The following is a 21,234-nucleotide window of genomic DNA, read 5'->3' on the forward strand; positions in this document are numbered from 1 at the left end:
ACTGGTCTTTCTATCCTCTGGCAAAATCGCTGCCGATGCAAACCCGGCCAACCAATTAATCCGGCTGGGCCTGGAAATTCAGCTCCAGCGGCGTATCCGGAATTTGCCTGATAAATCGCTCACGGAACAGGAATCCCTGCACCATATCGAGTCCCAATCTGCGCGCCAGAGTCAGCTGTTCCTGGGTTTCAATGCCTTCCAGTACTGTGGTTTTGCCGGTTTCCCTGGCAAAGCCCAGCAGGTGCTCAAATAATGTACGCTGACAGTCGTCCTGCAGCAGATCCAGCCAGTGGCGATCGAACTTGATGCAATCAACCTGTGCCAGCAAAGGCAGACTGAGAAGGGCATGGGGCGCACCGGCGTCATCCAATGCCACCCTGATGCCGTGATGCTGAAGCCTGTGCGCCAACTCAGTGGCTATGACAGCGTCATTGATGCAGGTATTTTCAATCAGCTCTATGGTGATATTGCCGCGCTGTGCCAGCGCCTCGAACCAGTCATCATCCAGTCCCTGCAGGCTGTGGGGATCGATATTGAGAAACAGCTTGTCTGCAAGGGGGGCGTGCCTGAGCTGGCAGGCTTTGGCGGCCAGTTCAACCCTGGCCAGTTGCGCAGGATTGTGGTGCAGCCGTTCAAACAGGCTGTTGGGGGCCACGGCCTGCCCCTCAAGGGTTTGAAAACGCGCCAGCGCTTCATAGCCAAGGGTATCGCCGCTGATGGTATCCACCAGCGCCTGATATTCGCATCCCATCAATAGCCTGGTCGTCATTGCCGCATTCCAAATTTCCCGGGTAAATGCCAATTATTCGCATTTACCCGGGAAGATCAATCGTCCCCGTACCAACAGGCGAAAGAAACAGCGTACTGTCAGTAACCGGATTGCAGCTCCACTGTGCTGAACAGCGGTGTGTCTTTACCGCTGCGATGCTGATATATCATCCTGTAACTGAATACCGCCTGGACATATTCCCGGGTTTCCCTGAACGGAATCGACTCGATGAACGCCATTGCATCCAGTTCTCCTTTGGTGCGTTTGCGCCAGGCATCTACCCGTTCCGGACCGGCGTTGTAGGCCGCAGTCGCAAAAATCCGGTTGTTCTTGTATCGCTTCAGCAGACTGTTGTAATAGGCGCTGCCGAGGGCGATGTTGGTGGACGGATCGTACAGCTGCTCAATCCGTTGATATCGGATGTTATGGCGTTTGGCCGTTTGCGCGGCGGTGGCCGGCATCAGTTGCATCAAGCCACGGGCACCCACGGAGGAGTTCGCCAGGGGGTAGAAGGCACTTTCCCGTCGTGCAATGGCCATCAGTTCGGCTATGTCCACCCCCTGACCCTTGGCATGGCGCTCAAACTGCTTCAGTTCGGCAGTGGGGAAGCGCATGGCCATATCGTCCCAAAGCTTGGCCTGGATAGAGGCATCCACCGCCAGGAAATCCCAGCCCCGGTCCATGGCCAGGCGTCCAAAATGGCCCTGGCGTTCCTGTGATTGACGCCCGAGCAACAACAGCCATTCACTGCGGGCTTCCTGCAGGCGGCCGAGCGCCAGCAATTCGGTGATCCTGGCGAGTGCCGGTGTCCCATCCAAATCCGCCTCAGGCTCTGCAGCGGCCGTGGGGATATCTTCCAGATTAATGTTTTGGTTTAACAATGCGGCCGCCCGGAAACCATAAAAGCTGCGTTGCTTCACCAGTTCCGACAGCAGCCGATTTGATTCGGTCTTATCCTCGGTATTGACGGCAAGCCAGTACTGCCAGCGAGGCTCGGCGGCACCTTCACTGCTCAGCAAAGGTAAAAAGCGTTTAAGGGCCTCAGGATCATTGTCCCTCAATGCCCAGCGCAGGCGCATTTCCACCAGATCGTCGGAAACCAGCTGCGGCAACAGGGCATCGGCGAAACTTTGCAGCTCCAGCTCCTGGCGCAGCAAAATGCGGCGGCTTAAATGGCGCTGCAGTTGGCGACTGGTGAGCGGATTGAAGCGCTTGGCATTTTCGTAGCGCTGAAACAGGGACACGGCTTCCTTGAGATCCCGGTAAGACAGGCGCCTGAGTCCTGCTGCAACCATATCCGCGGTCACCTGAGCCTTGTCCTGCCAGCGCTCCAGATGCCGTAAGTTGCGTGGATCCCGGTAGATATCCAACAAGCGCTGGGCTTCTTTATGGTGCCTGGTGACCTTTTTGGCCAGGAAGCTCAGCAGGGAACCTTCACCCGCCTCAAAGGCCAGGAACATACGTTGCCAGATCATTTCCTGGGTGCGGTGGCCGGCTTTTACCCAGGCAGCAAACAGGGGATCGCATTCCTTGGGGCGGGAATAGCCGTAAAGCCACAGCTCCCTGGCACCCTGGAATGCCACCTGCTTGTCACCCTGGTGCAACTGGGCCTGATAGAAATTACACTGCAGCACCACGTCTTTGGGCAGGTTTGGACTCAAAGCCAGAAAGTCCTGCCAGCGGCGCTCAGTGCCGGCCCGGCGCAGGTACCTGTGGCGGGCACGGGCCAGGAGCGGCGTGTCCTTGACCAGTTCAAGCTCAGGGCTAAGCTTGGTGGCGGGCAGTTGTAACCAGTGGTCAACCCTGGCGTCATAGTCGAGATAAACGGCCAGTGGATAGCTGTCCAGCTTTTGGCGCAGCTGCTGGTAATCTTGTCTTTTTCCCGCCGCCAAGGCTTTTTCGGCGGCAAGGAAATCGGTTTGTTGCTGGGTCAGCGGCGTTGCTGCCTGTGCTGCTGTGGCAGGCGCGGCCAGTGCCAGGGTGATCAGAATGCCAAAAAACTGCTTCAGCATGATGGGACTTTCTCCCGTAGTAGTGCCTTTAAGTGCCCGCCAGATGAGCAGGCGTTTCGGTTTCGCAGCAATCGGGCTGCAAAACTACTCGGGCGGCTGCATGGTCTCCAGCGTGTCATCCAAGGCCTTTTCCAACAGGGCGCGTTCCAATTGCTTACTGGTCTCCACCCCAAGCTCGCGCATCTGGTGTGCCTGACGAACCAAATTGCCTTTACCGCTCACCAACTTGCCCATGGCGGTCTGAAAGCTTTTCTGTGAACTTTCCAGGGTTCGACCCAATTTGTCCATGTCATCCAAAAAGCCGCACAATTTGTCATAGATCCGGCCGGCCGCTTTGGCTATCTGCTGGGCATGTTGATTCTGGTACTCATAGCGCCAGATATTGTGAATTGTCCTCAGCGCCACCAGCAGATTGGTGGGGCTGGCCAGCATGATATTGTGTTCCAGTGCGTAATTCACCAGGGTCGGATCCTGCTCCAGTGCCAGCAAAAATGCCGGTTCTACCGGGATGAACATTAGCACATAGTCCAGGCTCTGGAGTCCGTGCAATTGCTGATAATCTTTCAGGCTGAGCCCCTTGATATGATTGCGCACCGATTGCACATGCTCCTTCAGGGCCGCCTGGCGGCTGTCCTCGTCGCTGGCGTTGAAACAACGCTCATAGGCCAGCAGAGACATCTTGGCATCGATCACCACGTCCTTGTTGCCGGGCAGGTGCACCACCACGTCGGGCTTGAACAACTTGCCTTTGTCATCTTTATGCTGTGCCTGGGTATGATATTCGTGACCTTCACGCAAGCCGCTTTCGCTGAGAACCCGCTCCAGTATCACTTCCCCCCAATTGCCTTGCTGCTTATTGTCCCCTTTGAGCGCATTGGTCAGGTTAATGGCATCCTGACTCATACGCAGATTGAGTTCTTTGAGGGTTTCCAATTGGTGTTTGAGGGCGCTGCGCTCGCTCTGTTCCCGTGAGTAGGATTCATTGATTTGTTGCCTGAATCCTTCAAGTTGTTGCTTAAAGGGCCCCAGCAATGCGTTGAGCTGCTGATTATTCTGGCCTTGGAATTGGTTTGCCTTGTCTTCGAAAATTTTGTTGGCAAGGTTTTCAAATTGCTGATTCAGCCGGGTCTCGGCATTTTCAAGCAACTGCAGCTTGTCCGCGAGTGCCTGTTTTTCGGCATCGAATTTGGCGCTCAGGGTTTGCTGCATCGCATTGGATTTGGACAGGGCCAATTGGCATTCCATCAGGCGGCGGCGGTTGTCCGCCACCTCCTGTTCCAGTGCAGGTATCCGCTCGGCTTCAGCCTTGGCCTGGCCATAGCTTTGGTGCAGCAACTCAAGCTTGTGGCGGGCTTGCTCCAGTTGTTGCCTGCAGGCGCCCAATTCCTGATTGAGCAGTTCTTCCCGTTCAGCCCATTGCAGTTGCTGACGTTCGCTGAACATTTCCCAACGGCTGCGGGTCAATCTTTGGTTGAGCAAGGCACCCAAAAGCAGCGTAAGAAAGGACAGGGCGGCGATGGCAATCCATTGGGGAATACTGAAGTCAAGTGCGCTGAAAGCCATGGAAAATCCGAATAAGTCAAAACCCGGTTGCCAGCATGGCATGTCGGCAATTGGGCTTCAAGCACGGGCTCACCAAACGGGCAAGACTTGTGCAAATGTAAATACGACTGAAAGCATTTTGGGTTTTATGCTGTCTTATTGTCACAGGTCGTAATTGTGGGTCGTAGGGATGAAGAAAATGACATTCAGCCGCGGAATACTGACACGGGCACAGTGGCAGGAATCTGAAGCCGCGGTGACACCGGAAGCCGTGTTTCGTGAAAGACGGGCACTTATCAAGGCTTTGGGTATGGGCGCCGTGGGCGCCAGTTTACCGGGCCAGGTGCATGCCGGCATATTGGATTTGTTTGGTGACAGCAAGCCGAAGGAGTTCAGCACTCAGGCGCTGGAGTACGCCAAGGCAAGCGGCTTTGTCACAGATGAAGCATTAACGCCGGAAACCAAGGTGATACGACACAATAATTTTTATGAGTTCGGCACCGGCAAACAAGATCCCGCCGCCAATAGTCAGGGCATGCAGGTCGACCCCTGGCAACTGAAGATCGAGGGTTTGGTGGACAAGCCACTGACCCTGGGTTTTGACGATCTGTTACGCCGATATCCCCTGGAGGAGCGCATCTACCGTCTGCGCTGTGTTGAGGCCTGGTCCATGGTGGTGCCCTGGGTGGGCTTCCCACTGGCAGCGCTGCTGAAGGAGGCCGGGGTCAAGAGCGGAGCGACACATGTGGCCTTTGAAACCCTGTTTGACCCCGAGCAAATGCCGGGACAAAAGAACCGTTTGATGGGCGGCGGCATTCATTACCCCTATGTGGAGGGCCTGACCCTGGCCGAGGCCATGAATGAATTGACGCTGATGTCTGTTGGGCTCTATGGCAAGACATTGCCACCGCAAAACGGCGCGCCGATTCGATTGGTGGTGCCCTGGAAGTACGGCTTCAAGAGCATCAAGTCCATAGTGAAAATCCGCGTGCTTGCCAAGCAGCCGCCCACCAGTTGGAATCGCCTGGTGCCCCACGAGTACGGTTTTTACGCCAATGTGAATCCGCAAGTGGATCATCCCCGCTGGTCCCAGGCCAGTGAGCGCCGCATCGGTCCCGGTGGCTTGTTCTCCGCCGAGCGGATCCCAACCCGAATGTTCAACGGATATGGTGACTATGTCGCCGAGCTGTATCGGGGACTGGATCTGAGGACACATTTCTGATGCGGCTGACGCCAAAACAACTTCCCTGGCTCAAGGCCCTATTGCATCTTGCTTGCGCCTTGCCCCTGTGCTGGCTGATTATTCTGGTGATGACAGATAATGCCGGCGGCGATCCGGTGCAATTTATTATTCATTACACGGGCAAGGGCACCCTCAATGCGTTGGCGGCGACCCTGTGCGTCTCACCGCTGGCCCGCCGGCTCAAGTGGCCACTGTTGATCCAGTGTCGGCGCCTGTTGGGGCTCTGGTGTTTTGCCTTCGGTGTGCTGCATTTGCTGGCATTCCTCAGTCTCGATCTGCTGTTTGCCTGGTCGCTGCTGTTATCTGAAGTCGTCAAGAGGCCCTATCTGGTGGTCGGTGCCAGTGGACTGCTGATCCTGACGGCGCTGGCGCTGACCTCATTCAAGGCCGCGCAGCGAAAGATGGGGCGACGCTGGCAGCAATTGCATAATTGGGTTTATCTGGCGGCCATGCTGGGTCCGGTGCATTATTTCTGGTCGGTGAAATCGGAAATCATTGAGCCATCCATCTACCTGGGCGCTTTTATACTCTTGCTTTACTTGCGTCGCGATCGGTTGATGCGCTGGTTGTCTATTACGGCGTGACTCAATCCTGGCAATCGGGGTGAGGCAGTCCGTGGATTTTTCCGGGTCGCTCGTCGTCGGCCTGGCTGCGTTTGGCCTTGTACATGTGGGAGTCGCCCACCTCCAGCAGTGATTCCAGATCCTTACCATCTCTGGGGTACCAGGCCACGCCTATGCTGAGGTTCAGCAGCAGTTGCAGATTGTCTATGCTGACGGCCTGGTGTAGCTGCTGCAAGATCTTGTCTATGACCTTGGTGAGTTCTTCGTCGTTTTGCAGATCATCGAGCCAAATCACGAATTCATCGCCACCGTAACGGCCGACGATGTCCGAACGACGCACCGAGTGTTGCAGCCGCTCGGCCATGGTCCTGAGCACTATATCGCCAACGCCGTGACCATACATGTCGTTGATGGGTTTGAATTGATCCAAATCCACAAACAAGAGTGCACCGCGACCACCATTGCATTCGAGCCGCATCAGTGCCTGCTCCGTCAGTTGCTTGAAGGCATAGCGGCTATGAACCTGGGTCAACTCATCGTGTTCGGCGAGGAATCTCAGCTGCTCTTTCTGGTTTCTCAGCTCCCGGGTTTGGCGTTCCACTTCCCGCTGCAACTCATCGCGCTTGATGGTGGTCTGATTGAGCATGTGTTTCATGTAGTTGAAATGACTGACTATGTCACCTATTTCATCCTTGTTGTAGGTTTTGACCGGATTGGCAAGATCGCCATCGGCCATGGCATCTATGCCGCTGTCCAGGGATTGCAGGCTATGGCGGAATTGGGTCAGGGTGCTGAAGGTAAACAGGGTCAGGATCAGGCTTGCCAGCACCAACAGGGTACCGGCGATAAAGAGTAAATTGCGTTGATTGACTGCCGCGTAATCCATATGCAGCCTGCGGTAACGCATTAACTCTTCGTCGATGGCCTGGATACCTGTGTTGAACCTCGCGTGCAACATGCCCTGCGGACTGGTGATGGACATGGATGCAGTGTCTTGACCATGTCTTAAATAAAGCTGCAACAGGGTGTTGAGATCATCGTTTTTCTTGATGATGTTATTGATCATTTCGTGGCGCAGGTTGTAGCCAAAGCCCTGCATGACGGCGAGTTCAGCGGCAATGGATTGGCTGAGCCTGATGGCGCCATTGATGGCATCCATGTCCTGATATTGTTGCAGCTGCCACAGCTGGCTGCGCAGTGCATCCACCTCTTGCTGTACCTTTTGCACCTGCATCTGATGCCGATAGTCCTGACTGTGCAGTTGGCCGATGCGCAGTAACGACAGTAACACCAGGGCAATAATGGTGGCGGAAAACAGCACCATGGTCTTAAGGCGGCTGGAGATGGTCATAGGCCGTCTCCCGGTGTATGGGGTTGGTCTAACGCCGATAATGCTCTGCTGTCGACAAATCTTCTGAAATCTGGAACTTGAAGAATGCTGGTGTAGCCTGACTGGGTCGCCCAATGGGCCTGGATCAGCATGTTTGCAATCAGGGTATTGTCCAGCGTCAGACTGAAAACATAATCAGGCCAGGTGTGTTTCAACTCATCGTCCGAAAGCTGCAGATATTCGCCGACCGTCTTTCGGGATAACTCGGGATTATCGTTAATGTATTGAATGGCTTGCTCCAGTGCCCTCAGGACCCGAGCTTGTATCTGCGGACTGATGGCAGTGTCGCGTTTGGCCAACAGATTAAATGAAAGGTTGTAGTAGCCTCTGGCGGGAAAATGGAATCCCCTGTCGCCGAGGGAGTCCAATAGTTGGAAAGCATGGGGTTCCCAGATGGAAACGGCATCCACATCACCCGCCAGCAGCGCCGGTGCCAGCTCCTCAATGGCCTCGTATCCAATCACTACCCCCGGCGATGACTCCCCCGACAGAATGCTGAATGAGTAGAGGAAAAACTCGCTGGCACTGCCACTCACCACGCCAACGCGTTTACCCACCAAATCCGGTACCGATGTCTGCCCCGGTTGTTTGAGGCTGATCAGTTTCACATCATTGTTGGATGTGGCAAAGCTTGCCAGGACACTGAAGTCGTCCCGATTGAAGGCATTGAACATGACCACAGACTCGGAGCTGGTGGCCATATCCACATCATCATTGATCATCATGTCAAAGGTTTTATTGCCGCCGCGAACGGGCAACAGCTCGACCCTGAGATCCTGGGCGTCAAATAGCCCGAGATGGCTCGCTAGGATCAGGGGCGCAGATAAGGGGGTGGTGGATATCGCAATCCTGACAGTCTGCACCTGATGCCCGGTAATGGGTCGGTTCCACCAGAGCACTGCGATTGTGGCCAGAATCAGGAGACAACCGGGGATCAGCGTTTTTTTCATTCCCAATTCAATAGTTTGTTGGCTGGGGTAGACTAAAGTGTAGTGGGTTTTCTATCGCTTACCATGACAGCGGTAAGATTTTATCTTTGGTGAAGGGAATGCCAGTGAGCGCAGGGGAGGTAAGACATCGCAGGACGAAAAGATGATAAAGAAGGCCTGCCTTGGGCAAGCCTTTCATTAACAATGTTCGCCTTTTATTAAAAAGGAATTTTTGCAGAAGGCTGTTGGCCTTCATCAATGTCAGGCGAAAGTAGAGATATATTAATTGGACTTTTACAGGATTGAGGTCAGCGGAATTATCGCTTGTCCATTTGTGCCATTAACTCCAGCACTTCGTTATAGGACATGTTCAATTCGCGGCTTAAATTAATCACCTTGGTCTTATAGGTCTGGATATTTTCCTGCAAAGCCAATTGCGATTTCTTCTCTTCAACCAATTCGTTGACTGCTTCCTGAAGGATCAGCATACGCCTCAGGCTGTAATCCAAAGACTGTAAATATTTGAGCATTTGCTGCTTATTTCTGGCTTGTTCAAGATCCGTTGATAACTTCTTTTCATATCCATATTCATCAAGTGCGGCAATAGCAGATTGTAAATCGATATCAGTTGTCATGTAAGTTTCACTTTGATGCGATATGTGGGTAACGCAGGTTTGGAGAATTAAATTTCCCGGGGGTTTAACTGATTATAGAGGGTATTTTTACCTGGGAAAAGCCCTTTGACATTAAGGCTTGTCGCTTTAGGGTCATAAGGCTAAAGTAATAATGTAAGATTATGTTTATTAACTGAATATAACACGGAGTGTACTATGTTGGACCTGCTGCCCGATCTGTTCGATAGTTTTCCGGATGAATTAACTTTATTGCCTGCTGCCTGGCAGCATTTCGGTTGTCCTTCGCCTTTTTGGGGCGAGATAGTGACGGTTCGCTGCTTTGAGGACAACTCCAGGGTCAAGGAACTATTGGCCACTCTGGGTCAGGGGAAGGTGCTGTTGGTGGATGGTGGAGCCTCCCTCAAACGAGCGCTGCTGGGGGACATGATTGCCGAATCGGCCCAAAACAATGGCTGGGCAGGTGTCATTATTTACGGCGCGGTGCGGGATGTGGCGACCCTGAGAACCCTGTCTCTTGGCATTAAGGCCTTGGGAGTTGTACCCATTAAAACAGACAGGCGGGGTCTTGGGGAGACGAATGTTGTCCTTGATATTGCCGGTGTTGCCATTGAACCCGGTTGGTATTTGTATGCCGATGAAAATGGCGTGGCGGTTTCCAGTGAGTTATTGTCAATAACTGGGGCGTAAGACTTAAAAGGACTGAAGTGATGAAATTTTTTAAATGGCTGGCCATAGGTTTTGTGGTGGTGCTGGCGACCTTGGTGGCCTACGTTACCCTGATTTTTGATCTTAACGACTTCAAACCCCGCATTGTGGATCAGGTTAAAAAGCAAACCGGACGCGAGTTTACCATTGCGGATCCCTTGGGATGGACTTTTTTTCCTTCTATTGGCATCAAGTTGGGGGGGATCAGTCTTGGCAATCCCCAGGGATTTACCCCCGCCGATATGGTTCGAATAGACGCGGCCGTAGCCGAAGTCAAGTTGTTGCCGCTGTTATCCAAAGAAGTGGAAATCGCAGAAGTCAGGGTTGAGGGCCTTGAAGTGAATTTGGTCACCCTCAAAAACGGCGCGTCAAGCCTGGATGGCTTGACCGGGGGCGCTGAGGAGACCAAGAGCGCGGACACAGGTGACACGGGTACGCTCAGCCTGGAAAAATTCGATATCGGCGGCGTGACCATCGAAAATGCCCGTATCAATATCCGTGATGACAGCGCTGATTCCGAGTCAAAATTGGCGCTGGAATCCTTCCGGCTGGGACAGTTCAGTCTTGGTAGTTTTGCCGATTTTTCCTATCGCTTTCAGGCGGATTTGGGGGATATGACCGCCAGCAGCGACGGTAAAGGTCAGTTGCTGCTGAGCAAGGATATGGCGCAGCTGCAGATAAAGGAATTTACCCAGGAGCAGCTTCTTAAAGGTGCAGCTCTGCCCAAGGGCGAATTGAGCGTCAGTTCAAAAAGTGCCCTGACAGCGCAGCTCAAGGACAAGAGCCTGAAGCTGATCCTCGAAGAGCTCAACATCGGTGATATATCTGCCAAAGGTCAACTGGGGGCCAACTATGGTGCCAAGGTACCGTCCCTGTCATTGGATCTGGAAGTGGGGGATCTTGATGTCGATGCCTGGTTGCCTGCAACATCCGAAGCAGAGGCCAAGGCCGAGGAAGCAAAGGTTAAGGCAGAAGAGCCCGATCTGCGCGGCATGAAAGCGGTGGATCTTACTGCCGACATCAAGGTCAGCAAGGTTAAGGTGATGGGCGTCAGCAGCAGTAATTGGCTGCTGAAAGCCAGCCTCAAAGGTGGGGTGCTGAACATCAGCTCAATGACCGCCGATCTGTATCAGGGCAAACTGAAGGCATCGGCCTCCATCGATGGCCGTAAACCCGTTGCCAGTTACAACTTTGAAAAAGTCGTTGAGGGAGTGCAACTGTTGCCGCTGCTCAAGGACGCCGCCGACGTGGAGCTGCTCGCGGGTACGGCCCATATTGAGGTCAAGGGCAAGGGCTACAGCCTGTTGCCGGATAATATCAAAAGGAATTTACTGGCAAATGGCAGCTTCGACGTGGCAGATGGCGCCCTCTATGGGGTCAACATTCCACAGATGATAAGGAGTGCAGAAGCCAAACTTAAGGGCGGTACAGAGGCCGCTCCGGAGGAGCGCAAGACGGACTTTTCCAAGCTCAGCGGCAGCTTGAATATCAAGGATGGGGTGGCGAATAATCCGGATCTCAGTATGTTGTCGCCGCTGGTTCGCCTGAGTGGTTCAGGGAATGCCAAGTTGGTTGAACAGGAAATCGATTATCGCCTGATGACACGTCTAGTGGCGACTCTGGAAGGACAGGGGGGAGACAGTGCGTTGAGCGGTGTCGATATTCCTCTCGCCATCACAGGCAGTTTCCAGGATCCCAAGTTTGCCCTCGATACTCAGGCGCTGTTTGATGCCAAACTCAAACAGGAAGCCGACAAGGCCAAAGACAAACTGAAGGATAAACTCAAGGATTCATTGCTGAAAAAACTGGGGGGTAACTGATGCGAAGCCTTGCAGTTTTGATGGCATTGCTTTGTGGTTGTCAACAGGGCCATGACACGGTCAAAACCGCGGAAACCGTCGCACCTGAGGTCAAGCAACCACCGGCGCGCATGGCGCCACCAAGAGCCGAGGCCGAGGTGGCACCTATGGCCAAGGAGATCACCATGAACAACAGCCAGTTGCATCCCATCAAGTTGCCAAAGCAGGGCAGTATCAAGGTGAAGGGCTTACTTGAGGCCGAACTGGTTATCCACGGTCTGGAAGAAAAGGGCTTGAAGGTAACCCTGGAAGTGAGCAACCCCAATCAATACGGGGTGCCGCTGAGGTTCAATTCGGGCATGACCGCCGATCTTTGGCTGTTGGCAGCGGATGGCAAGCGTCTGTGGGCCTGGTCAAATGACATGATGTTTACCCAGGCGCTCCGGGATCTGGTGATGGCTGCCGGTGCCAGCTATCGATTGACCTTCATGGTGCCGAGGAAGGAGCTCAACAGGGGCGGGACCATGTTGAAGGCCGTATTTGCCGGCAAACCCACGGAAAGCCGACTGGAAGCCCTGCCGGAAATTCTGTTGCCGCTGTAAACCGGACGTCTTGGAAATAAAAAGGGCAGCTCAGGCTGCCCTTTTTCAATTGCTGTTTTCTTTCCAGAATTCAGGCCATAATTCAGGCCATAACACAGGGCTTAACTGCTGACCTCAATCACATCCACATAGAGCTTCAGCATCTGCCCAGGTTTAAGGTATTTGTCCTTGCCAAGGCCGTTCCAGTTGATGAGATCGGCCACCTTAACCTTGAATTTTTTGGCGATACGGGCCAGAGAATCACCGCTGCGCACCTTATAGTTGACCTTGCGAAGCCTGTCTGCCGCCGTGTTGCTTTGTTGCCAAAGTACCAGGGTCTGTCCGGGCCTGATGGTGCCTTTGGCATCAAGGCGGTTCCATTTAATCAATTGATTGACGCTGGTGGAGTGCTTTTTGGCGATGAGCCAAAGTGAATCACCGTCACTGACCTTGTACTCTAGCTTGACCTTGCCCTTGGGCCGGCTCGCAAGCTGTGGCAGGGTTTGGGTTTCGGCCCGGGCCGAGGCGGGTACCATCAGGTGCTTACCGGCGCGGATCTGATTGCTTTCCAGCTGGTTCAGCGACTTGATAACCGCCGCAGTGGTGTGAAACCTGTCTGCTATGGTGCTCAGGCTGTCACCGGGTTTGATTTCATACCTGAGCCAGCTGATGCGCTCGTTTGCCGGAATTGCTGTCAATGCCTCAGCGACTGCGTCGGCCCTGTCAACCGGCAGAACCAGCTTGTGGGGGCCCTTGGGCGGTGTGGCCCAGCGATTGAAACCGGGGTTAAGGGCCTGCAATTCGCCAAGACTCATGTCGGCGGCCTCTGCCACCAGGGCCAGATCAATTTGGCTGCCGACATCAACAACCTTGATGGCGGCCTCATTGGTGATGGGCGCCAGGGAAATACCATAGTCGTCACTGTGACGGACAACGTCGGCCAACGCCAACAGCTGAGGAACGTAACGCTCGGTTTCGGTTGGTAAATCCAGTGACCAGAAGTCGGTTTCCAGGCCTTTCTTTTTATTGCGCTGCACCGCACTCAGCACCCGGCCTTCGCCCGTGTTGTATGCCGCGATGGCATACAACCAGTTGTTGCCGGTTTTGCGATACAGGTATTCCATCATGTCCAGTGCGGCCAGCGTGGCAGCGGGCACGTCACGACGACCGTCATACCACCAGTTCATCTTGAGCCCGAAGTAGCGGGCCATGGGAGTGGTAAATTGCCACAGTCCCGAGGCGGCGCCATGGGAATAGGCCATGGGATCGAATGCGCTCTCAACGATCGGCAAGAGTGCCAGTTCCAGCGGCAGGCCGCGTTTGTCGAGTTCTTCAACGATGAAATGCAGATAAGGTTCGGCACGGGCCGAGACCTGCTCCAAATGCTTTGGATGCTTGCGATACCAATTGCGGTAGTCATTGACCCGCTTGATGTCTGGAACTGGCAGAGCCATACCGTCCCTGAGTCTTTGCCACACGTCGGTGGCGGCCACCGGGAAGTGAATTTCTTCCGGTTGGATCTCAACCTTGGCAGTTGGTTCCTGTAGCAAAATGTCTTCTTCGGTATCGCGGGCGTCGTTCTTACCGGACAAATCAAGTGATTGGCAACCGCCGAGCAGGAACAGACTTCCTGCCAATAGATAACAAGATACTCGCATTGAAAATGGCAACCCTCAATTATGGCGACAAATTGTCGCTGGCCCTCCTTATGGAAAGCTCTGTTTATTGTTTGCGCAGAAGGCGGCTATTCTAAATCAGTTTTCAGAAGATGTCTTTCCATTGGCGTAAAAGTGCCAGGGTGTGCACATCATCCTTGGGCTTTATACCGCTGTGGTGGGCGACGGCGGCACGAATGCTGTCTGTGCCGGTGCGCAGAAACGGATTGATCGCAAGCTCCCTCGCCAGCGAACTTGGCAGTGATGGCAAGCCCCCGGAGCGTTGCTGTTTTACCCAGTCGGCGTAGTCGGCGAGTGCGGCATTTTCGGGCTCTGCGGTCAGGGCGAACTTGAGATTGGCCTCGGTGTATTCATGGGTACAGTACACCCGGGTATCGCCTGGCAGGGCCGCGAGCTTGGCAAGGGATTCATGGAGCTGTGCCGCTGTGCCTTCAAAAAGTCGGCCGCATCCGGCGCTGAACAGGGTATCGCCACAGAAAAGCGAATTGCCTATCAGAAAGGCGATATGATCAAGGGTGTGGCCGGGTACCTCCAGTACCTTTATTGCTGCAGCTGTGTCGCCCTCGGAAAGCGAACCCAAATGAAGCGAGTCACCTTCGCTGACCCTTTCACTGACGTTTGCGATGGCGGGATTTCGGGGCCCGATCACGCGAATTTTGTGACCGCCATAAGTGTTGGAGGCATAGTCCAGCAAGGCTTCAATGCCGCCGGTATGATCCCAATGATGGTGGGTAACCAGTATGCCTTCCAATATCAGTCCCCTGGCTGTCAGTTCGGCAATGACAGGTGCGGCATCCCCCGGATCGACCACCCAGGCGCGAGAGCTGCCGGCGCGATTCAACAGCCAGATATAGTTATCCTTGAATGCGGGAATGGGGTAGACCTGCAGCATAGGGGGCGTCCTGTTTTTTCTGCTTCTGACTGTCAGTGTACCCAGCGCTGACTGCGCAGCCAAGCGTATGTTATCTGTAGATTTGTGATTAGATGGGGTTAGCGAAGCCGCCCCTATAGGGTATGCTTGAGACTAACAGGAACCACAGGGGCAGTACTCATGTCGCTCAGCCCGGCGCATTGGCAACAACTTCCGGCACAACCCATGCTGCAACAGGCGGTCGAGCGCGCCTTGTCTGCCTGGTGGCCCAGGGTGTTCGGCTACCATTTGCTGAAACTCGGCCCCCTGAGCAGTCATCTAGACAGTCGAGCCTGCACCATAGCACACCAAATCCGTATCCATCCCGGCGACAATGCCGGCCTGGTGGCAGACTATGGCCAATTGCCGTTGAAAAATGCCTGTATCGATGCGGTGCTGATGAACATGCTGCTGGAGTTCGAGGCCAATCCCTATCAAATCCTGCGTGAAACCGACCGGGTGCTGATCAGCGGTGGCTATCTGTTTATCATAGGGTTCAACCCCTTGAGCACGGCATTTATGGGTAAGCTCCTGCCGCGGTATCGGGAGCAACTGCCCTGGTGTGGCCATTTCTTTTTGCCGTCGCGGATCCGCGATTGGCTGGGGCTGCTGGGCTATCAGGTGTTGGCCGATGAACGCTTTTTCTACCACCCCCTAATCGGCAGCCCCGACAGGTTTGGATTCTGGCAGGAATCCCTGGAGGCCTGGCTGCCCGGCGCTGGCAGCCTGTACATGCTGGTGGCGCGCAAATTGGATTCGCCGCTGACCCCCATAATGGAAAAACGCCGGGTGCGGCAACCCAAATGGTCCACCGCCACCACGGCGGGGCGTGCCGGCAGGGTTCAGGAGCCATGAGAGTTACCCTCAAGCAGCTCAGTGTCTTTGAAGCCATAGCCACCTCGGGTCAGGTGGCCAAGGCCGCTGAACGTCTGGGCTTGTCCGGGCCTGCGGCGTCCATGGCCCTGGGGGAGCTTGAAAAACAACTCAATACCCGCCTGTTCGAGCGGGTCGGTAACAGGTTGCGGCTCAATGCCCAGGGCAGCCAGCTGCTGCCGCTGGCGAGCGATCTGTTGGCGCGGGCCGAACAATTGGAGCAGGTCTTTTGCGGCAGCCATGCCATTCAGGGTGAACTCAAGGTCAGTGCCAGCACCACCATAGGCAATTACCTGCTGGCACGGGCGGCGGTGGCTTTTGGTCAACAACATACGGATGCCATGGTCGACGTGGCTATTCACAACACTAGCCAGGTTATTACTGAGGTGGCGGAGTTTCAGGCCGAACTGGGGTTTATCGAGGGACACTGCGTTGACCGGCGCCTTAATGTCAGCCCCTGGCTCAGTGACAATCTCAAGGTGTTCTGTCATCCGGCCCATCCGCTGGCGGGCAAAACCGTCAGCGCCGCGGAAGTGGCCCATATGCCCTGGGTGCTGCGAGAAGAGGGCTCCGGGACCCGGGAATATTTCGTCAATGCGGCCCACAGTTTGGGGATCCATCCCCAGGCCCGTTTTTGTTTCAGCACGGCAGATGCCATCAAGCTGGCGGTAAAGCAGGGGGCCGGGCTGGGAGTCTTGTCTGAATTGGCGCTGGAGCGGGAATTGCTGCGCCGGGAGCTGGCGCTGGTGGATATTGCCGAGCTGTCACTGTCGCGCCAGTTCTTCCTTATCAGTCACAGAGGCCGTAGCCGCACGGCACTGGCCCAGACCTTTGTGACTTTTTGCCAGAACTTCTTCAATATTCCTCAGGCACCGGGCTGATAGCCCGTGTCCTGGGCCACTGGGTTGGCTTCGGCAGCCTGGCGTGCCAGGGTGTCGCAGCGCTCGTTTTCCTCGTGTCCTGCATGGCCCTTGACCCAGCGCCAATCGATATGGTGCCCCTGGCAGGCCTTGTCCAGTCGCTGCCAGAGATCGACATTTTTCACCGGGGTTTTGCTGGCTGTCACCCAACCCTTTTTCTTCCAGCCGTGGATCCATTGGGTAATGCCCTGACGCATATACTGACTGTCGCTGGTCAGTATCACCCGGCAGGGTTCCTTGAGGCTTTCCAGGGCAATAATGGGGCCCAGCAGCTCCATACGGTTATTGGTGGTAAGGGCAAAACCACCGGAAAGCTCCTTGAGGTGCTGTTTGTATTTCATCACTATTCCATATCCACCGGGACCGGGATTGCCAAGACAGGAGCCATCGGTGTAGATCTGGATCAGTTTCAGTTCAGTCATCAAGTTGATACCATAGTCAAAATGCACGGCGAGTATAACCTCAATTGCCCCCCAAAAGGCGAGTAAAATCCTATGAATATCATTTCTTCTGCCGAGCGGCAGATCATCCTGGATACCGAAACCACGGGTATGAACCAAGGGGCCGGAGCGGTTTATCTGGGACACAGGATCATCGAAATAGGCTGCGTCGAGGTCATTAACCGTCGCCTCACCGGGCGCTATTTCCACCAGTACATCAATCCCGGTCAAGCCATTGACGAGGAAGCCATACAGGTTCACGGCATCACCAATGAAAGGGTGGCCAATGAACCCAGGTTTCACGAAATCGCCGGTGAATTTATCGAGTTTATCCGCGGCGCCGAACTGGTGGCACACAATGCCTCGTTCGATATGAGCTTTATCAACCACGAGTTCTCCATGCTCAACCCAAAAGGGCCCGTGGTGACGGATATCTGTGAGGTGCTGGACTCGCTGGCCATAGCCAAGTTTTTGCATCCCGGGCAAAAGAATAACCTGGACGCCCTGTGTAAACGCTATGGCATAGATAACTCCCGCCGCGAATACCACGGCGCTTTGCTCGACGCCGAGATCCTGGCCGACGTTTACCTGATTATGACCGGCGGCCAGACCAAGTTTAATCTGGTGGAAGAGCAGGCCGGACAACAGGAAGGCGGCATAGTGCGTCTGCCACAAAATCGTCCCGCCCTTAAAGTGATCGCCGCATCGGCCGATGAACTGAGTAACCATGAACAACGACTTGATTTGGTGGCCAAATCAGGGAAATGCCTCTGGCGGGGATAAAGCCATAACATGACCTCACGACTCTTAAGCGTTTTGCTCTTTGCCCTGTGCTGCCTGACGGCCAGGGCCGATGTCGTGCCCAAGGAGCAGGCATCCGAGCTCAAGAACCGTTTTCGCATCGATCACATGGTGGATGAACTGACCCTGGTGGTGCAGCGGGAGTACGGCTCGGCACCTGTGATAGTCGTGCAGCCGGACGGCAGTAAATGGTATGCCAGCCGCCACCCGCAGGAAGTAAAATGGGTGGATGGGATCACGGGTGACATTATCACCATACCCCAGCCCCAACCCGGTCCCTGGCAGCTGCTGGGCAGGGTGGTTAAAGGCTCCAGGATCCTCAAGGTCAGTAAGCTCAACATAGAAGTTGATCCTTTACCCCAACCCCTGTTCCAGGGGGAGCGCATCAAGGTGGTGGCCAAGTTGATGGGCGATGAGCAGCGATTGCGTATGCCCGGATTGGACTATCTGGTGGAGTGGACCGCCCGATTTGTCAGCGATCATCAACCCGGCGATGAGAACTTTGCCGCCGGCACTGTCACCGTTGGCAGTTATAAGGATGATGGTGAGACATTGGATGAGCGCCCGGACGATGGGGTATTTACCGGTGACATCAACCTCAACCAACCCTGGGGCCGTTATGAATTCCAGGTGCGGGCCCGTAACAATGTGTTTGAACGTGAGCTGGAAATGCCCTTCGTGCTGTCACCCATGCCGGTCAGCGCCAGAATGCTCGATCCCGAAGATCCCCAAAGCGGCCACTACCAGATGGAGCTGAATGTGGACGACACCCAGCTGCGATTGGAAGATACCCATTTTGAATTCGAAATGGTGGGGCCGGCAGGGTTGCAATTGCCGGTCAGCGTGCATGGCATGCCTGCCTCAAAGGCTGTATTGGATTTGCCCGTGGTCAGTCTGTTTGGCAGTTATCGTCTCAAGGGCCAGGTCTTTTCCACAAGTACCACAGGACGCGAATTGGTGATCAAGCTGCCGGAAATGTTTTTTAACCTGATTGAGCCACCGGCCCCGCCCCCGAGTCCGGAAGAATTGGCGGCCCGGGCAGCTGCGGCCGCTGCACTGGCCGAGGAGCAGGCGAGGGCAGTTGCCATCAAGTGGATCATAGCCATCAATATTGTGCTGCTGGTGTTGGGTATAGTGGGCATCATTTTCTGGCGTAAACGTCAGGCCATGCTGATGGCGCTGGCTGCAGCTGAGGCCAAGTTACAGGAAGAAAAGGCAGCCAAGCAGACCAAGTCCAATACCGAACTGCTGGATGAAATTGACCTGACCATGCCTGAAGACTGAGTCGGTGATTTAATTAAAGTTTCACTGTGACAAGAGACACTTATTGGCGCTGGTTAAAAAATGACTGATTGATTCAGCCAAAATGAAAAAGCCGTTGACCTGAGTTGGCGCTCATTTGTAATATTGCCGCCATCGAGTGGAGCGGTAGTTCAGTTGGTTAGAATACCGGCCTGTCACGCCGGGGGTCGCGGGTTCGAGTCCCGTCCGCTCCGCCACTACATTAAACCTCACAATTGCTTGTGGGGTTTTTTGTTTTATCCCTCCTCAAAAATGCCTCCCATTTGCGGCTCAAATACCATTCCCACTACCCTTCTCTAATTGCTGGCATGTTCCGGACCATTGATATTCTTTTTTAGCTGCTACGCTGTTATTACCTGAGCGGCAGTAACTCGGAATGCATGGCGTTGCTGCTTACTGCCGTGATTGAGCATGTTGTCTTGAATGCTGATGTGAATGAGGCTTGGAGGTGTGGATGAAAAAGCTGCTGCTGATAATTGTTTCCATAGTTCTTTACGGATGTTTGGGTATGCCGCCAGCGGTTACGCCGGTGACCGGATTCAATTTGAATCACTACGTGGGTAAATGGTATGAGATCGCCCGCTTGGATCACTCATTCGAGCGCGGTTTAAGCCGGGTTACCGCTGAGTACAGTATTAACAGTGACGGCGGCGTGAGGGTACTCAACCGGGGCTTTTCGGATGCCAAAAAACAATGGCAGGAGGCGGAAGGCAAGGCTTACTTTGTGAATTCAAAGGACGAAGGATATTTGAAAGTGTCATTCTTTGGTCCGTTTTATGGTTCCTACGTGATTTTTGGACTGGATCATGACAACTATGATTACGCCTTTGTATCCGGGCCGAACACAGATTATTTATGGCTTTTAGCCAGAACCCCCACAGTTGATGCCGACGTCATTAAAAGATTTACAGAGATGTCGGCGCAACGCGGTTTTGACACCAGCCGTTTGATATTCGTTGAGCATAGTCCATCCCAGTGACGGCAGAATAGCGGCGTATTTGCACAGGTCTTGTCGCCGATCTTATCTATCGCGTTGCTCTACATGGTATTTTATGTTGCTGTCATATGATTGGCGGCTGATTGTCGTCACCGACAACGCTTGTTTTTAAGCACATTTGCTTTCGTTACGAGCGCAGGGGGTGTGAAGAGAGCTGGCGTCGTTAAAAGTGCAGGAGTCGTTATGATTGTCAGGACGTTACGTGAGAAACACCATTGGTCGCAGGAGCAATTGGCGCAGTTGTCAGGGTTAAGCTTACGTACCATACAGCGTGTAGAAGCCGGTAATAAGGCCAGCTTGGAAACGCTCAAGGCCCTTGCCTCTGTACTCGAAATCGATATATCGACGTTAACGGAGGAAGTGACTGTGATTGATAAAGACGCGGATTATTGGAAAGCAGAACCAATCTATATTCGATGGCTGCTTTGGGGAGTGAATAAGCGTCCCAAAGAAATGGCGTACATTGAATATGTGCTGGTTGCTGTCGGTATAGTCAGCTGGTTTGTATTTGAAGAGCGTCATTTGGTAACTCCCTTGGCCTTGTTGTTTGCTTATATCAGCGCCAAAGTGGTTGCGTACATGGACAGCAAGGGCTATTGGTAAGCCCAATTCGTCTGGCTCAGTGGAAATGATAAGTACTACACTGGGCCGCTAATTTATATTCACGCAGTTGTTGAGTATAGAAATGGGTTGTAAGAAAAGTTAAGTAAGAACCGTTTATTAAGAAAGGAAAATCATGTACCAGGGAAGTTGTCTTTGCGGCGCCGTGACCTTGACGCTGCTTGGCTCCATTGATGCCATTATTCATTGTCATTGTTCAAAGTGCCGAAAAAACAGCGGCACAGCCTACGCCACCAATGGTTTTATCCAGACCCAAGATCTGCTCATCACCACCGGGCTGGACGCCATAGGCTTTTTTGAAACCTCACCCGGAAAGCGGCGCCACTTTTGTAAGCTGTGCGCCTCACCCATCTACAGCAGTAATGCCCGGGCACCGGATAGACTCAGATTACGACTGGGAATTTTGGACTCGGACATAGTCGAAAGGCCGCAATCCCATAACTTTGTCTCATCAAAGGCCAACTGGGACGATTTGGACGCTGAGCTGCCCAGATATGACGCCCACGAACCTGGGCGCTAACGGATC

The 21,234-nt window shown here is 54.0% G+C and carries 21 protein-coding genes and 1 tRNA gene; 13 read left to right on the forward strand and 9 right to left on the reverse strand.

What is annotated here, in order from left to right:
* Nucleotides 1-55: 55 nt before the first annotated feature.
* The 3 genes from JYB85_RS08280 to rmuC form a co-directional block, all read right to left on the reverse strand.
* On the reverse strand, nt 56-769 hold the full coding sequence (locus JYB85_RS08280) for an EAL domain-containing protein (protein WP_207381803.1): 714 nt from the start codon (nt 767-769) through the stop codon (nt 56-58).
* Nucleotides 770-867: 98 nt separating this feature from the next.
* Nucleotides 868-2,781 (reverse strand): transglycosylase SLT domain-containing protein, encoded by a 1,914-nt coding sequence (locus tag JYB85_RS08285; protein WP_207381804.1) that lies wholly within the window; start codon nt 2,779-2,781, stop codon nt 868-870.
* Between the two features lie 84 nt (nt 2,782-2,865).
* Nucleotides 2,866-4,344, reverse strand: a complete 1,479-nt coding sequence (rmuC, locus tag JYB85_RS08290) for a DNA recombination protein RmuC (protein ID WP_207381805.1) — start codon at nt 4,342-4,344, stop codon at nt 2,866-2,868.
* A gap of 178 nt (nt 4,345-4,522) precedes the next feature.
* On the opposite strand from rmuC, the gene msrP reads away from it, so the two are divergent.
* Both msrP and msrQ read left to right on the forward strand, forming a co-directional pair.
* Complete coding sequence (gene msrP / locus JYB85_RS08295; protein ID WP_207381806.1) at nt 4,523-5,545, forward strand: protein-methionine-sulfoxide reductase catalytic subunit MsrP; 1,023 nt, start codon at nt 4,523-4,525, stop codon at nt 5,543-5,545.
* On the forward strand, nt 5,542-6,150 hold the full coding sequence (msrQ, locus tag JYB85_RS08300) for a protein-methionine-sulfoxide reductase heme-binding subunit MsrQ (protein ID WP_207382011.1): 609 nt from the start codon (nt 5,542-5,544) through the stop codon (nt 6,148-6,150). The genes msrP and msrQ overlap by 4 nt, the downstream gene beginning before the upstream one ends.
* Before the next feature lies 1 nt (nt 6,151).
* On the opposite strand, the gene JYB85_RS08305 is transcribed toward msrQ, so the two are convergent.
* The 3 genes from JYB85_RS08305 to JYB85_RS08315 all read right to left on the reverse strand — a co-directional run bounded on the left by JYB85_RS08305 (nt 6,152) and on the right by JYB85_RS08315 (nt 9,083).
* Nucleotides 6,152-7,480: a diguanylate cyclase domain-containing protein gene (locus JYB85_RS08305; RefSeq protein WP_207381807.1), complete on the reverse strand. Its 1,329-nt coding sequence runs from the start codon at nt 7,478-7,480 to the stop codon at nt 6,152-6,154.
* Nucleotides 7,477-8,469: an ABC transporter substrate-binding protein gene (locus tag JYB85_RS08310; RefSeq protein WP_207381808.1), complete on the reverse strand. Its 993-nt coding sequence runs from the start codon at nt 8,467-8,469 to the stop codon at nt 7,477-7,479. The genes JYB85_RS08305 and JYB85_RS08310 overlap by 4 nt, the downstream gene beginning before the upstream one ends.
* 296 nt (nt 8,470-8,765) lie before the next feature.
* A complete protein-coding gene (locus tag JYB85_RS08315; RefSeq protein ID WP_207381809.1) occupies nt 8,766-9,083 on the reverse strand; it encodes a hypothetical protein in 318 nt (105 codons plus the stop codon).
* A 195-nt stretch (nt 9,084-9,278) separates the two neighbouring features.
* Between JYB85_RS08315 and JYB85_RS08320 the strand changes: the two genes are divergently transcribed.
* From JYB85_RS08320 to JYB85_RS08330, 3 genes are read left to right on the forward strand one after another with little or no spacing between them, the layout of a single operon-like run.
* A complete protein-coding gene (locus JYB85_RS08320) occupies nt 9,279-9,770 on the forward strand; it encodes a putative 4-hydroxy-4-methyl-2-oxoglutarate aldolase (RefSeq protein WP_207381810.1) in 492 nt (163 codons plus the stop codon).
* A gap of 20 nt (nt 9,771-9,790) precedes the next feature.
* Nucleotides 9,791-11,608 (forward strand): AsmA family protein, encoded by a 1,818-nt coding sequence (locus JYB85_RS08325; protein ID WP_207381811.1) that lies wholly within the window; start codon nt 9,791-9,793, stop codon nt 11,606-11,608.
* Nucleotides 11,608-12,189, forward strand: a complete 582-nt coding sequence (locus tag JYB85_RS08330) for a BsuPI-related putative proteinase inhibitor (protein ID WP_207381812.1) — start codon at nt 11,608-11,610, stop codon at nt 12,187-12,189. The genes JYB85_RS08325 and JYB85_RS08330 overlap by 1 nt, the downstream gene beginning before the upstream one ends.
* Nucleotides 12,190-12,290: 101 nt before the next feature.
* On the opposite strand, the gene JYB85_RS08335 is transcribed toward JYB85_RS08330, so the two are convergent.
* Together JYB85_RS08335 and gloB are read right to left on the reverse strand one after the other, a co-directional pair.
* Nucleotides 12,291-13,826, reverse strand: a complete 1,536-nt coding sequence (locus JYB85_RS08335) for a lytic transglycosylase (protein ID WP_207381813.1) — start codon at nt 13,824-13,826, stop codon at nt 12,291-12,293.
* A 103-nt stretch (nt 13,827-13,929) separates the two neighbouring features.
* Nucleotides 13,930-14,736: a hydroxyacylglutathione hydrolase gene (gene gloB, locus JYB85_RS08340; RefSeq protein ID WP_207381814.1), complete on the reverse strand. Its 807-nt coding sequence runs from the start codon at nt 14,734-14,736 to the stop codon at nt 13,930-13,932.
* Between the two features lie 159 nt (nt 14,737-14,895).
* Here gloB and JYB85_RS08345 point away from each other — a divergent pair, with 159 nt between their 5' ends.
* The gene (locus JYB85_RS08345; protein WP_207322909.1) at nt 14,896-15,609 is read left to right on the forward strand and encodes a methyltransferase domain-containing protein; all 714 of its coding nucleotides are present in this window, start codon (nt 14,896-14,898) and stop codon (nt 15,607-15,609) included.
* Nucleotides 15,606-16,508 carry a LysR substrate-binding domain-containing protein gene (locus JYB85_RS08350; RefSeq protein WP_207381815.1) on the forward strand — a complete coding sequence of 301 codons (903 nt, stop codon included), beginning with the start codon at nt 15,606-15,608 and terminating at the stop codon, nt 16,506-16,508. The genes JYB85_RS08345 and JYB85_RS08350 overlap by 4 nt, the downstream gene beginning before the upstream one ends.
* Here JYB85_RS08350 and rnhA read toward each other — a convergent pair.
* Nucleotides 16,493-16,969 carry a ribonuclease HI gene (gene rnhA / locus JYB85_RS08355; protein ID WP_207322911.1) on the reverse strand — a complete coding sequence of 159 codons (477 nt, stop codon included), beginning with the start codon at nt 16,967-16,969 and terminating at the stop codon, nt 16,493-16,495. The two genes, JYB85_RS08350 and rnhA, sit on opposite strands and share 16 nt — an antisense overlap.
* A 72-nt stretch (nt 16,970-17,041) precedes the next feature.
* Between rnhA and dnaQ the strand changes: the two genes are divergently transcribed.
* The 6 genes from dnaQ to JYB85_RS08385 all read left to right on the forward strand — a co-directional run bounded on the left by dnaQ (nt 17,042) and on the right by JYB85_RS08385 (nt 21,228).
* Nucleotides 17,042-17,770 (forward strand): DNA polymerase III subunit epsilon, encoded by a 729-nt coding sequence (dnaQ, locus tag JYB85_RS08360; protein ID WP_207381816.1) that lies wholly within the window; start codon nt 17,042-17,044, stop codon nt 17,768-17,770.
* A 9-nt stretch (nt 17,771-17,779) separates the two neighbouring features.
* Nucleotides 17,780-19,072 (forward strand): TIGR03503 family protein, encoded by a 1,293-nt coding sequence (locus JYB85_RS08365; protein ID WP_207381817.1) that lies wholly within the window; start codon nt 17,780-17,782, stop codon nt 19,070-19,072.
* Between the two features lie 138 nt (nt 19,073-19,210).
* Nucleotides 19,211-19,287: transfer RNA gene (locus JYB85_RS08370), tRNA-Asp, on the forward strand.
* 257 nt (nt 19,288-19,544) lie between these two features.
* Entirely contained in the window at nt 19,545-20,069 is a 525-nt protein-coding gene (locus JYB85_RS08375) for a lipocalin family protein (RefSeq protein WP_207381818.1), read from the forward strand.
* A gap of 201 nt (nt 20,070-20,270) precedes the next feature.
* Nucleotides 20,271-20,690 (forward strand): helix-turn-helix domain-containing protein, encoded by a 420-nt coding sequence (locus JYB85_RS08380; RefSeq protein WP_207381819.1) that lies wholly within the window; start codon nt 20,271-20,273, stop codon nt 20,688-20,690.
* 133 nt (nt 20,691-20,823) lie between these two features.
* Nucleotides 20,824-21,228, forward strand: coding sequence for a GFA family protein (locus tag JYB85_RS08385; protein ID WP_207381820.1), 405 nt, complete (start codon nt 20,824-20,826; stop codon nt 21,226-21,228).
* Nucleotides 21,229-21,234: the final 6 nt, after the last annotated feature.

Origin of the sequence: Shewanella sedimentimangrovi, from assembly GCF_017354965.1 — a bacterium.
In the GTDB taxonomy this organism is placed as follows: domain Bacteria; phylum Pseudomonadota; class Gammaproteobacteria; order Enterobacterales; family Shewanellaceae; genus Shewanella; species Shewanella cyperi.